The organism is Paenibacillus pinisoli (assembly GCF_003605435.1).
GTDB classification, from domain to species: Bacteria; Bacillota; Bacilli; order Paenibacillales; family Paenibacillaceae; genus Pristimantibacillus; species Pristimantibacillus pinisoli.
Genome location: NZ_QXQB01000004.1, coordinates 664,995 through 678,191, shown reverse-complemented (window position 1 = coordinate 678,191; position 13,197 = coordinate 664,995). Strand labels below are relative to the sequence as shown.

Sequence of the window (13,197 nt, the reverse complement as noted above, 5' to 3'; positions counted from 1 at the left end):
GAACGGCGCCTCTCCCAAGGACAACCGTCAACGATGAATCAGCGACTCCCATGTAGATTTCAGCCGCTGGCCAATTGTTGAATTGGTAGTATGATTTAGCTTGGACGAGCTTTGACTCTGCGCCGCATCGCCAGAAATTCCGAGCCTTGGATTGCCCGGCTCGTACACCGGAACTGCGCCGATAGGCTGTCCATTCAAATAAAATTCCAGACGGCCTCTTTCGCCAAGGGCATAAGCAGTTGTAGCTGCATCGATAAGCTGAAGCTTCGAATGAACAGCATTCTGCTCGTCCGCTTCTAACGGATAGTGGAATCTTTGACTCGTTACATAAGGGTACCCTGCAATATCCATCCCCTTCTCCACGATGGATACTAGCGGGTAATGCTTAAACCCCCAGTCCAGCATATCTCGATGATCCGCCCAATCATCTCCGTCATTGATCGTGACAGCCGCGAGCTGCTGGCCTTCCCGGGTTGCGGAGCTGACAAGGCAGCGAAATGCTTTTTTGGTGTAGCCGGTTTTGACGCCATCCGCTCCCTCGTACATAGAAAGCATTTTGTTTTTGTTATGCCAGCGGTAATCCCAGCTGTCTATCGGGTTAGGCGCGCTTTTATCCCTTGTTTTGACGATCTCGGCGAACACATCGTTCCTTAGCGCATAAGCAGTCAGCTTCGCGAGATCGTTGGCGGTAGAATAATGCCCATCCTCGTCAAGGCCATGCGGATTCCGGAATTGCGAGTTGGCTAAACCGATCTCCTCCGCCTTCTTGTTCATAAGATGAACAAAGCCGTCTTCCGACCCTCCGACATGCTCCGCAATCGCCGTAGCCGCGTCATTGCCTGACCGAAGCATAAGCCCGTACAGCAAATTCGATAGACTCATCTCTTCTCCCAGACGAAGATAAATCGATGAGCCTTCCCTGCCGAATGCGCGTTTGGACGTCTTCACCATATCATTCAGATTGCCGTGCTCAATCGCAACGATAGCCGTCATAATTTTCGTCAAGCTGGCGATTCGCATCGGCGTGTCTCCATCCTGGCTGTAAAGCAATCTTCCGGACTGCACGTCGATTAGCGCCGCTGCCCTTGCCTTCGTGCCAAGCGGCGAAGGAGCCGCTGTAGCGCTGCCCGGCGACATGATCGTCCAGCTGATGAACGAGGCAATGGCCCACAGTGCGATTAACCGCGTCAGTCCCCTTCGCTTTCCGCTGTTCATGCTGCAATTACTCCTCTCGTTGCAATGGTAAGCTGGCGTTTTCTTGCTCTTGCCATAGTATATGCTTGTACTGCTCCGGGTAGACGAGGCGATTCATTCTAAAAAATGAAAAACTGCCCTTTCGGGCAGTCAGTGGCGAGCTATGGGCTTTAGCACTTACACGTGGCGCTCGGTGGTTTCGTCCGCAACGTGGCCATCAATGATGGTTGTAGTCGTTTCTACATAATCGGCGTTGTTGCCGCGTATCATCGTTTGCAGCTTGTCGAATACTTTCGGTGCGGAATCGATTACTTTTTCCATGAGATGGGTCTGATTGTCAAGCGGCACGATCTTGACGCCATGAGTGCCTACGACCAGAAAAGCGATTGGCGTAATCGACACGCCGCCGCCGCTGCCGCCGCCAAATGGCAGCGAAACGGAAGCATTGTGTGCATCCGCAGTGCCGCTTGTATGCTTATGCTCGCTGTCCATGCGAATATCGCTGCCCCCGGCGACAAAACCGAAGCCAACTTTTGAAATCGGCATAATGACGCTGCCATCCGGAGTCTGTACCGGATCGCCGACAATGGTGTTGACATCGACCATTTCCTTAATATTTTCCATTGCAGTCTGCATGAGACCTTGTATCGGATGCTCTGTCATATTTATTTCTCCTTTATCGATTAGTTCATTTCGTACTTTATATACTTTGCTCAATTTCGAAATTAATATGTAACTGTCTAACTGTCAAAAGACATGTAGCAATTCATTGCACCTCAAAAAAAAGGCGATCCGTATGATCCGGATCACCCATCGAATGTGTGTAAAATTATAAACCAGTACCAGCACTAAAATTTAACGTTGCTGTATATATGGAAGAACGGGCACCTACATAGTCCCCTACCTTAAATTTGCTGCCTGTTCCCGACTGGCTGACAATCTGAAGCGTCTTAGGAATAACCAATCTGTATCCAATTACTACTTGATATGATCCGCTGCCGAAGCCTGGATCAGCTTTAACTATGGTTTGGCTCGATCCGCTTACCGTTATACTATGGGCCACAGGGCCATGAACAGGATGAACCTGCTGGCCGGCAACATGATTCACGGAGGAAGTCTCCAACTTCATAGCCGAGATAGGTATCATCAGCGCATAAGCAGCTTGTCCTTCGGAAGAAGGATCATTCAGTTCATCGCTAATGAAGTTCGTTGCGGAAATCTTTAGATTCCATCCTTCAGCACGGCCAGTATCGTCTGTAATAGCGGCCGTTGTAGTAGCCACTGTTTCCATGATGCCTGAATTGGTTAGCTTCACATCAAGGAAAGATCCTGATAAAGTGCTGAATCTGAGTTCCCCTGATACTATTCCTACTTGAGTCTGATTCATATTTGCAGCCTGCTCAGTTAGGCTAACATCATCAATGTAAACGCGGTAATAGCCGCCATAATCCGTGACTTCCCCACCCAAGATAATGGCTACTTTCTGAGTATTGTCCGGAATTAAAGTGTATAATTCAAAAACCGTAAAGCTTACTGTCGTATTGGTAATTTCCTTGTATGCGTTGCTAATATACATTCCTTGATCATCGTAGAACTCTAGTTTCGCTGTAATTCTAGCCAAAGCCAAAGAGGGAATTTTGGCTCTAAAGTTAAGCTGAACCGCTTTAGCAGAGTCAAATGGATGAACGACATCAGTAGTAATACGCGCATATTCTCCTGGTTCTGTGGATCCTTCTTGCGCTATCGCTTGAGAGTATGTCCCATCATATGCTTCCGCTGACGTCACTTCAGCACTGGATGCACCTGGACTAGCACTTGTAGCGTAATTCCAACCATCACCTGTATGGCCTGATATGTTATTTTCAAAACTTCCATTCGAAACAAGATTTCCTGCAGCGCTAACGGCGCTAACACCTATCGAAGCTATAACAACTATTAGAACCAGTAGTAAATATTTCACTTTCCTAAACATGCACGCATTCACCCTTTGTATTATTGTTGTGTTGGTCTTTCTTCTCCTTTCTTCGCCGTTTTAATAGAAGTAGTATTATTATGAGCAATAATATGATTATCACCATAACAATTGCCAGGACCCATACCCCATACTTATATAACAGTTCCCATATTCCGCCTTCTTCTAAGTTGCCTATGTTATCTGCATGATTTATGGCTGAAACTACTTCTTCTGTAGACACTTTAAAGGTATACTCACCCGTTATCGTTTGTTTATCATAATTAGTGGTATACGCTAAAGTATAAGACCCTGGCGCTAATATCTGATTTAATTTGAAATCATATAGCCCAGTTGTCGCTACATACACAGAATCCATTTGATACTTTTCACTTAAAATGATCTCACCGGAAGAGTTTTTAAGCGCTAACGTTCCTGAGGGTTTTTCTAGGATTGTACCTTCGTTTATATGCGGTAAAAAAACAACACTGTAGCCTGAGGTATCTGACTCGTGAAAAATATCTGAAATTCTCAGCTTGTGAATCGCTTTTTCCTTGTTAATATTTATGACTGTCTGTATGTGCAACCTCATGTACTTAGGTAGATTGACCGTCAAATCCTTAATGTCTTCAGGTTTGATTTCTTCATCAACGTCAGGAATCCGTTCTTCAATTACAATGTTTCCTATATATTGTCCTGGAGATATGCTCTTTGGTACCATAAGATCAAATGTATAATCTCTACTCTCATTCACCTTTAGAGTTCCTTCTACTTTCGGAGTGTTGAACCACGTACCAACAAGGCTAGGAGCTGCCCAACTTGCAGGGTATGTCCACCCTCCTCTGATTGATGAGTAAACATCAGTTCCATAAAGGACGAAAGAAGCTTCCTTCATGCCTATATTCTTGATTCTCACAGTGAATTTCAAGTTATCCCCTAACTCTGAATTAACAATAAATATGGAGCTGCTATCCGAATTAATCGCCTTTATCGAAAACGAAGGATTAGGTATGATCCCCTTCTTTTCTTCAGCTTCTGCACTCGCCGGTAAAATATATGAACAAGATAAAAACACTGTGGCTAACAGTAAGATAAGACTTTTTCCAATCCGCATAGAGAACCCCGATTCTTTTATTTTCAAAAACAATCCAATCAATATAATTTGGTTATTTTGAACCATGAATTCCTTAAAACACACCTTTTGCCCTACTTAACCAGGCCCATTATACCCATCATTCTACCATGTATTCCATGAAATGCGAACTATAAATTCATGAATTTCACAATAATTAGCCAGTGCTTACAACAAAATACTTATTCATTTTCTGATGATTCGCGTCCGAATGACCGACATTCCGCAATAACAGCGAGCGGTAATTGCTCGATCTTATTCAGTGCGGCGTATCCGTCGACTAGGAGCTGATGTCCATGCAGCTTTTGTTTTAGCAACAAAAAAACGCCCACCCCTAAAGGTGGACGATATTAATTTTATATCCAAGAACATATAATTATTTTCCACCAAAACCATTCAGCAAAAACACCCGCTTGCCAAGTCTGATCAGCTTTTCTTATGGAATTGATTCACATCTGCTATCTCTAGAATAGTTTCCATAGCAATTCGCTTTAGGCCCTGAATAAGTTGTTCTGCCATGCTTTTACGCCTCCCTTCCATTTCTTCATGCGAACTAAAAGTTGCAATCCGGCAAGGACAGCATAACCGAAGCGGATTTGCGCTGTGCATGACCACTCCGTCTTGAACACAGTCCCGCTGAAGCTCGGATGCACCTCCATGAACGGAGCGTTCTTCACTTGGACCATCTGGGACAGCAAGCCGATGATAGCTGTTTTTATCGACCATACTGCACCTGTAGCCATAGCCGTCCACATGGCATCTCCCGTGCCGAGAGTCGTCGACCAGCGCCACTCCGTCAGGTTGACTCGGGCAAGCGTATTTTTGATCCAGCCCTTCAAGTCTCTGGTTACATAGAGGATATGCTTGTACTTCTCAATGGAGCTGACGACCTTGTCCGCATCAATCTCATCGTTAAATTCCTTCCACGTATTCATTCCCGCTTTGCTCGTGCTCACTTGTTCATCTACTTTAACAGCCATGCCGTCCAGACTCATGGACGGCAATTTATAACGGTAGCGAATAAGGCCGAACAGCGCTCTAACGTCTAACTCCACATCGTCATTATTGCCAATCCGTCTCGCGAATCCGCTCACGACGACTGGTGAAGACAACACCACGATGACAGCAAGCGCAAAAAAGCCGCCGGCCCACATCCAACCGTAAGGGTAACCGGGCATGTCAATGCTTCCTCCGTTTCCCAATATGGGTTGAAATTAGTATGGCCTGGCGGCTAATTCTCATTCTTTCAATTCGTCAATTGTCATTTGTCTGCCATCAAGACGTTCGAACAGCATCTGGGTTTGCTCGTCCAGCGCGTCGTCCACATCGATATGCTTAGGCTCCGGCAATTCGCGGATGGAGGCGAGTCCGAAATAATCAAGGAATGATTTCGTTGTTCCATATAATATTGGCCTGCCGATCGCTTCCGCGCGTCCCACCTCTTCGATCAGATCCTTGGATACCAGCGACTGGATGGCGCGATCACTCTTCACACCGCGGATTTCTTCAATATCAATCCGTGTAATAGGCTGCCGATAAGCGACAATCGACAAAGTCTCCAGTGCCGCCTGCGACAGCTGCGCCCGTGTAGGCGTATACGCCATGCGTTCAAAGTACGGCGCATGATCCGGATGAGTCGTCATTCGATAGGCCGACGCAACCTCGGTAATTTGAATGCCGCGCTCCTCCCGCTGCAAATCCCTTTGCAGATCATAGACCAGCTCAGAGGCAAAATCGGCGTCCATCTCCAGTATATCGGCCAGCTGGCGCTTGGTCAGACCTTCATCCCCGGCCATGAACAGAAGTCCCTCAATAATCGACTTCAATTTCTGATAATCCATTTTGTTCCGTTTCTCCTCTCCAATGAATAACGATATCTTCAAAGAGCGAATGCTGGAAGCAGCGGATATGCTTCATCTTCATCAGCTCCAATATCGCAAGGAACGTCACCACGATCTCATGCCGTTCCATGTTCTCGCGGATCAGTTTGGAGAATCTGACAGTCTCATATTGCCTCAGCACGTCCACAATGTCTCTAATCCGGTCTTTGACCGAAATTTCATCCCGCTGAACGGTGGCAATCACGTTCCGTCTTGCCGCTCTGCGCAGCGCCTTCTGGAAGGCGGCCACCAGATCGGAGACATGCAAGCCTTCCACAGGATTCACTTTCACTTCCTTCAGAAACGGCGTCATATCCTCCGGCTCTCTCGAGAATACGAGGCTTCGCTCGAATTCCTTCTCCCGGAGCTCCTCCGCCAGCTGCTTGAACTTGCGGTATTCAACCAACTTCTGAATAAGTTCATCCCGAGGATCAAGTCCATCGTCTTCCCAATCGTCGTAATGTTCCTCAAAGACGGGAGGTTTCGGCAAGAGCTGCTTGCTCTTAATAGCCAGCAGAGTCGCCGCCATGACGAGAAATTCGCTGGTCACTTCCAGCTCCAGCTCCTTCATGGCATCCAGGTACTCCATATATTGAACTGTAATTTCGCTAATGGATACCTCGTGGATATCAATCTCAGCCTTGTCGATCAAATGAAGCAGAAGGTCCAGCGGACCTTCGAATGCTTCCAGCTTATAAAGCACAGACACTCTTGCAACCTCCCGCGTTCATTACAGCTGTACGGTTATCCTTGCAGCTGCTTCGTCAAATTCGCCATCTCGATTGCGGTAACAGCCGCTTCATAGCCTTTGTTGCCCGCTTTCGTGCCAGCACGCTCAATCGCTTGCTCGATGGAATCGACCGTCAATACGCCGAAGATCGTCGGTACGCCTGTCTTCAGCGCTACCGCAGATACGCCTTTCGCCGCTTCGTTGCACACATAGTCGAAGTGCGGCGTAGCGCCGCGGATGACTGCACCCAGCGTAATGACTGCATCGTATTTGCCGCTCTCTGCCATCTTTTGCGCAATGAGCGGAATTTCGAAGGCACCCGGCACCCAAGCTACCTCTACATCGGATTCAGAAGCGCCATGGCGCTTGAATGCGTCCAAAGCGCCGCCAAGCAGCTTGCCGCTAATAAACTCGTTGAATCTTCCAACCACTACGCCATATTTTAACCCTTCTGATACTAAATGTCCCTCATAAATTTTCGTCATGTTCAAAACTTCCTCTCAAATTTGTATTTTTTGGTTCGATTTATTGTTCCTGCTGGGGCACCGCTTCCGGCTCCAGCTGTTCAATTTTCAGCATATGTCCAAGCTTCGCTTGCTTCGTGCGCAAGTAATTGCGGTTGCTCTCGTTCGCTTCCATCTGAATCGGCACGCGTTCTACCACTTCAAGTCCGTAGCCTTCCAGCCCTCTGATTTTGCGGGGGTTATTGGTCAGCAGTTTCATTTGAGTAATGCCAAGATCCTTCAAAATCTGAGCTCCTATGCCATATTCCCGCAAATCCGGAGCAAACCCTAGCTTAATATTCGCCTCAACCGTGTCGAATCCCTGCTCTTGAAGCTCATAAGCTTTCAATTTGTTAATCAATCCGATGCCTCGGCCTTCCTGTCTCATATAGAGCAGCACGCCGCTGCCGGCTTCGTCGATCTGCTTAAGCGCCGCCGCAAGCTGAGGTCCGCAATCGCAGCGGTGCGAGTGGAAGACGTCGCCTGTCAGACATTCCGAATGAACGCGTACAAGCGTCGGCTTGCCTGGCTCAATCTCGCCTTTTACAAGCGCGACATGCTCCTTCTGGTCTACCTGATTTGTGTAGGCAATCGCTCTGAACTCGCCAAAGTCTGTCGGCATCTTCACGCTGACCGCGCGCTCTACCAGCTTCTCCTTCGCATTGCGGTAACGAATCAGCTCTTGGATGGTAATAAGCTTAAGGCCGTGCTTCTCCTTGAATTCAACCAGATCCGGCAGTCTCGCCATAGATCCGTCTTCCTTAATAATCTCGCAGATAACAGCAGCCGGCTTGGAGCCGCTCAGCTTCGCCAGATCAATCGCCGCTTCCGTATGGCCTGCGCGTCTCAGCACGCCGCCATCCTTCGCAATCAGCGGGAAGATATGGCCCGGCCGGCGAAAATCGCCTGCTTTCGCTTCGGGATCGATCAACGCTTTGATCGTAAGCGACCGCTCATGAGCGGAAATGCCCGTCGTCGTCGACACATGGTCGATCGAGACCGTAAATGCCGTGCCATGGTAATCCGTATTACGCGTCACCATCGGCGGCAAGTCCAGCGCCTCGGCGCGTTCCTTCGTGATAGGTGCGCAGACAAGCCCTCTCGCTTCGGTAATCATAAAATTAATCACTTCAGGCGTCGCTCCGTCTGCCAAAGCAATAAGATCTCCTTCATTCTCGCGGTCCTCATCGTCCACGACGATAACGGGACGGCCTTGCTTCAGCTCGCTGATCGCAGCTTCTATCGTATCAAATACATCCAGATCTTCATAACTCATGATGGTTCCCTCCCTGGCATAATTCTCTCTTATAGAAATCCGTGCTCCGCCAGATAGGCGGTGGACAGCTTGGATGATTCTTTTTTCTTAGACGCATCATGGCCCTTGAAATGCAGCAGATGATCCACATACTTCCCGATAATGTCCGTCTCGATATTGACTATCGATCCCGGCTGCCGGAATTGCAGCGCAGTCTCGGCAAGCGTATGCGGAATGATGGAGACGGTAAAGCCGTCTTCCGTCGTATCCACCACCGTCAGGCTGATTCCGTCAATCGTAACGGAGCCTTTCGGAATGATATGACGCAGCTGCTCCGGATCATCCAGGCGAATCCGAAAGACGACTGCATTAGCATCCGCCTTGCGGGAGACGACTCTTCCGGTGCCGTCGACATGGCCCTGTACGATATGCCCGCCGAATCTGGCGCCCGCTTGCATGGCCCGCTCCAGATTGACAGGTTCTCCCGTCTGCAGCAGATGCAGGCCGGATCGCCGATAGGTCTCCGGCATGACGTCCACCGCAAAGGATTTCCGGTCGAACGATGTAACGGTCAGACATACACCATTAACCGATATGCTGTCGCCCGATTTGACACCCTCTGTCACAACCTTCGCTCCGATCGTCAAGATCATCGCTTCGCCCTGTCTATGAACAGTTTTCATCGTTCCAATCTCTTCAACCAACCCTGTAAACATTAGTCTTGCCCTCCTCCCCTCGCGACTGTCAGCCGCAACTAGCCATTAACCTTTCCCGTACCCTGGATAGCCGGTTACGCATATATCCTCTCCAGCCATCTCCACCTGTACCCGTTCAAGCTGAATCGCCTCGGACATATAAGCCCGGCCCGGAAGCGCGATATTTTGCGGAGCCGACGCGCCGCCGATGAACTTGGTTGCGTAGTAAAGGACAACCTTGTCAATCAAGCCCTGATCAAGCATGGCGCCGCTCAGCTTGCCCCCGCCTTCCAGCAGAATTGAACCGATTTCCATGCGTCCCAGTTCTTGCAGTGCAGCTCTCATGTCCACGGACGGACCGTCTCCGCAAGCGATCACTTCCACTCCGGCTTCCTGGAGCAGCCGCCGCTTCTCAGAATCGGCACCTTCCGTCGTCAGCACGATTGTCGGCGCCGTCTTGTCTCTAACTACACGAGCGCCTAGCGGAAGCCGGAGCTTGGAGTCGACAATAATGCGAACGGGATGAATGGCAGGCACCGCGGCACGCGTCGTCAGCTGCGGATCGTCAGCTAAGGCTGTGCCTATGCCGACCATTATTGCGGCATGCTGATGACGGAGCGTGTGTGTCTGCTCACGCGCAACGGAGCCGGTCACCCACTTGCTGTCCCCTTGCTCCGTCGCGATCTTGCCGTCGAGCGTACTGGCAGTCTTCAGCGTCACGAATGGAAGGCGGGTCGCAATATACTTGTTGAACTTCTCATTGAGCGCATGCGACTGCTCTTCCATCAAACCGGTGCTCACCTCTATGCCATGCTCCCGCAAGCGATTGACGCCAGTACCGGAGACTACAGGGTTAGGATCGGTAGCCGCGACTACGACTCTCGCTGCTCCGGAATGGATGATCAAGTCGCTGCAAGGCGGCGTCTTGCCGTGATGGCTGCATGGCTCCAGCGTCACATAGACTGTCGCGCCTTGCGCTTCGCTGCCTGCCATCTTCAGCGCGTGCACCTCCGCGTGGCCCTCGCCTCTCTTCAGGTGCGTGCCGATGCCGACAATTCGTCCATCCTTCACAACAACGCAGCCAACTGCGGGATTAATTCCGGTTTGTCCGGATGCCTTCGCAGCCATCTGAATAGCAAGAGACATATAATACTCATCGTTCAATACATCAATCAAGACGCAAAAACCCCCCATACCGGCAAGCTGGCCGACAGGGGGTGAGATTTCGAGAACTACGGCATCCAATAGCTTAAAAGCTGAAAATGCGTATATGCAAACAAGAGAGACCGCGAGCAGCCAGCACAAATAAACTGACAGATCTGCGTCTTCATGACATAGCATGCTCCAAACCGACCGCGCTAAGCAGTCATCCGGAGCTCTTACTTGCAAAGTCAACAAATAGACCTCTCCCCATGCATGTGAAAAGATGCACAAGGAAGAGCGGCTACTATGCTGTACCGCAATGCCGAAGCTTCTCCTTCTCCCATCCAGACTATACTGTCGGTCCCGGATTTACACCAGGTCCACCGTGCCAATGTCACACAAGCTACGCATGAGCTCATCAGCCCGGGTCACGGACTAACGAAAGCCTCAGCATATGCGGTTGCCCGCTCTCTCGCTGCGCTTTCGATCACCGCCGGTTGGGAATCTCACCCTGCCCCGAAGGAAAGCTGTAATCTTATATAGTTGTTCATCATGTCCTAAAAAGTCACTTACATTATTTTAGAACGTTGATGAAATGGTATCACTTAAAAACTAAAAATGCAAGGACTTTCATTCTCATTTTCAAAATTAGCGTATAGGTCATTTTTATAGATCATTGCTCTCGTCACCATCACATAGAATGCAAAGAAAAACCGCCTAACCCTTGTCATGGACAAGAGTTAGGCGGTTGGTTATGAAGATTGTGCGACCTTACTTTTCGGAAACTTCAACCGTCTCCATTTTGTCTCCGCCTTTAAGCGCATCAACAAACTCCATGCCTTTGGTCACTTTCCCGAATACCGTATGTCCGCCATCCAGATGCGGCTGCGGCTGGTAGCAAATGTAGAATTGGCTTCCGCCAGTGTTGCGGCCTGCATGGGCCATCGCAAGCGTACCGCGCTCGTGCTTGTTCGGGTTGATCTCGCAGTTGATTGTGTAGCCAGGACCGCCTGTGCCGTTGCCGGTCGGGCAGCCGCCTTGCGCTACAAAGCCAGGAATTACACGGTGGAATGTAAGACCGTTATAGAAACCGTCGTTCGCCAGCTTCTCGAAGTTCGCGACAGTGTTAGGCGCGTCTTGATCGAACAGCTCCAGGTGAACTTCTCCGCCGCTCGCCAATTTGATTTTTGCTTGTTTTGCCATATTGCATCTACCTTTCTTTATCCGAATAAGACTACGTTACCAATTCCGCCCTTATTTCGCAAGGGGGGATTTCTGCAGTCTTGCCGGAATCACGTCGTTGCATACAATATTGTCCAGCGATTCGCGCTTGACAACAAGGTCTGCTTCGCCGTCTTTGACGAATACGACAGCCGGGCGGCGGATGCGGTTGTAGTTGCTCGCCATCGCGTAGTTGTATGCGCCTGTGCAGAATACAGCCAGCAGATCGCCGCTCTCCGCCTTAGGCAATTCCAGATCCCAGATCAGCATGTCGCCGCTCTCGCAGCATTTGCCCGCGATGGAAACTGTCTCTTCCGCCGATTCGTTAGCACGGTTGGCCAGAATCGCTTCATAGCGGGATTGATACAAGGCCGGACGCGGATTGTCCGTCATGCCGCCGTCCACTGCTAGATATTTGCGGACGCCAGGAATGTTTTTGCTTGTCCCTACGGTGTACAGCGTTGTGCCGGCGTCGCCGACCATACTGCGGCCCGGCTCTACCCAAATCTCAGGAAGCGGGAAGTCCGCATTCGCAAAGTTTGTTTTGATCGCATCAGTAATCGCGCCTACATATTCGCTCACCGGCAGCGGCGTGTCGCCTTCTACATAGCGGATGCCGAAGCCGCCGCCCAGGTTGATAACCTTGAAGGTAAGGTTCAGCTCTTCACGAATGGATACTGCAAACTGAGCGACTTTGTCGACCGCCATGCGGAAGCCTTCAACCTCGAAGATTTGGGAGCCGATATGGGAATGGACGCCCAGAATAACCAGATTGTCCAACTTCAGCGCTTCTTCAATCGCTTGCTTCGCTGCGCCGTTGCCCAGGTCGAAGCCGAACTTGGAATCCTGTTGTCCAGTCGAAATATAATCATGCGTATGCGCCTCTACGCCCGGCGTAATGCGCAGCAGAATGTTGACTTTTTTGCCTTTGTCGCCGGCAAGCGCGTTAAGCAATGCCAGCTCGTCGAAGTTGTCCACAACGAAGCAGCCGATGCCTGCGTCCAGCGCCATGTTGATCTCGTCCGGCGTTTTGTTGTTGCCATGGAAGTGGATCCGCTCTACTGGGAATCCCGCTTGCAGCGCCGTGAACAGCTCGCCGTCGGATACGACGTCGAGCGACAAGCCCTCTTGCTCGGCGATGGCGCACATCGCCATAACGCTGAATGCCTTGCTCGCATAAGCGACCTGGAATTTCAAGCCGGATGCCTTGAAAGCCTCGACATATTCACTGGCGCGCTGGCGCACAAGAGCCTCGTCGACAATATATAACGGAGTGCCGAATTCCTTCGCCAAATCCGTGACGTCTTTTCCGCCTATTTCCAAATGTCCGTTAGCATTAATTTTACTCGTACCGTGCAGATACATTGCTACCCCTCGCTTTTTTTGACGCCCACAACTTGAAGCGCTACTGAAATTATTTGCAACTATAGCATCAGTATAACGCAAGAGCAACGCATCCGAAATGGATAATTTCGCATTTCATTTGTATTTTT

The 13,197-nt window shown here is 49.8% G+C and carries 13 protein-coding genes and 1 riboswitch; all 13 genes read right to left on the bottom strand.

Features of this window, described 5'->3' with window-relative positions; translation table 11 throughout:
• Positions 1 to 27: 27 nt before the first annotated feature.
• Positions 28 to 1,215: a D-alanyl-D-alanine carboxypeptidase family protein gene (locus tag D3P09_RS20335; protein ID WP_120113206.1), complete on the bottom strand. Its 1,188-nt coding sequence runs from the start codon at positions 1,213 to 1,215 to the stop codon at positions 28 to 30.
• A 156-nt stretch (positions 1,216 to 1,371) separates the two neighbouring features.
• Positions 1,372 to 1,857, bottom strand: a complete 486-nt coding sequence (gene ytfJ / locus D3P09_RS20330) for a GerW family sporulation protein (RefSeq protein ID WP_120113205.1) — start codon at positions 1,855 to 1,857, stop codon at positions 1,372 to 1,374.
• Positions 1,858 to 2,023: 166 nt separating this feature from the next.
• Complete coding sequence (locus D3P09_RS20325; RefSeq protein WP_133305036.1) at positions 2,024 to 3,166, bottom strand: carbohydrate binding domain-containing protein; 1,143 nt, start codon at positions 3,164 to 3,166, stop codon at positions 2,024 to 2,026.
• Complete coding sequence (locus D3P09_RS20320) at positions 3,159 to 4,325, bottom strand: COG1361 family protein (RefSeq protein WP_120113203.1); 1,167 nt, start codon at positions 4,323 to 4,325, stop codon at positions 3,159 to 3,161. The genes D3P09_RS20325 and D3P09_RS20320 overlap by 8 nt, the downstream gene beginning before the upstream one ends.
• Positions 4,326 to 4,768: 443 nt before the next feature.
• On the bottom strand, positions 4,769 to 5,455 hold the full coding sequence (locus D3P09_RS20315) for a DUF2953 domain-containing protein (RefSeq protein WP_120113202.1): 687 nt from the start codon (positions 5,453 to 5,455) through the stop codon (positions 4,769 to 4,771).
• Between the two features lie 60 nt (positions 5,456 to 5,515).
• The gene (gene scpB / locus D3P09_RS20310) at positions 5,516 to 6,118 is read right to left on the bottom strand and encodes an SMC-Scp complex subunit ScpB (protein WP_120113201.1); all 603 of its coding nucleotides are present in this window, start codon (positions 6,116 to 6,118) and stop codon (positions 5,516 to 5,518) included.
• Positions 6,087 to 6,866: a segregation and condensation protein A gene (locus D3P09_RS20305; RefSeq protein WP_120113200.1), complete on the bottom strand. Its 780-nt coding sequence runs from the start codon at positions 6,864 to 6,866 to the stop codon at positions 6,087 to 6,089. The genes scpB and D3P09_RS20305 overlap by 32 nt, the downstream gene beginning before the upstream one ends.
• Before the next feature lie 35 nt (positions 6,867 to 6,901).
• Positions 6,902 to 7,372 (bottom strand): 6,7-dimethyl-8-ribityllumazine synthase, encoded by a 471-nt coding sequence (gene ribH, locus D3P09_RS20300; protein ID WP_120113199.1) that lies wholly within the window; start codon positions 7,370 to 7,372, stop codon positions 6,902 to 6,904.
• Between the two features lie 40 nt (positions 7,373 to 7,412).
• On the bottom strand, positions 7,413 to 8,666 hold the full coding sequence (locus D3P09_RS20295) for a bifunctional 3,4-dihydroxy-2-butanone-4-phosphate synthase/GTP cyclohydrolase II (RefSeq protein WP_120113198.1): 1,254 nt from the start codon (positions 8,664 to 8,666) through the stop codon (positions 7,413 to 7,415).
• A gap of 29 nt (positions 8,667 to 8,695) precedes the next feature.
• A complete protein-coding gene (gene ribE, locus D3P09_RS20290) occupies positions 8,696 to 9,361 on the bottom strand; it encodes a riboflavin synthase (protein WP_120113197.1) in 666 nt (221 codons plus the stop codon).
• Positions 9,362 to 9,406: 45 nt separating this feature from the next.
• Complete coding sequence (gene ribD, locus D3P09_RS20285; protein WP_120113196.1) at positions 9,407 to 10,516, bottom strand: bifunctional diaminohydroxyphosphoribosylaminopyrimidine deaminase/5-amino-6-(5-phosphoribosylamino)uracil reductase RibD; 1,110 nt, start codon at positions 10,514 to 10,516, stop codon at positions 9,407 to 9,409.
• 295 nt (positions 10,517 to 10,811) lie between these two features.
• Positions 10,812 to 11,011, bottom strand: a riboswitch (FMN riboswitch).
• A gap of 243 nt (positions 11,012 to 11,254) precedes the next feature.
• The gene (locus D3P09_RS20280; RefSeq protein ID WP_120113195.1) at positions 11,255 to 11,686 is read right to left on the bottom strand and encodes a peptidylprolyl isomerase; all 432 of its coding nucleotides are present in this window, start codon (positions 11,684 to 11,686) and stop codon (positions 11,255 to 11,257) included.
• Positions 11,687 to 11,737: 51 nt separating this feature from the next.
• A complete protein-coding gene (lysA, locus tag D3P09_RS20275; RefSeq protein ID WP_120113194.1) occupies positions 11,738 to 13,069 on the bottom strand; it encodes a diaminopimelate decarboxylase in 1,332 nt (443 codons plus the stop codon).
• Positions 13,070 to 13,197: the final 128 nt, after the last annotated feature.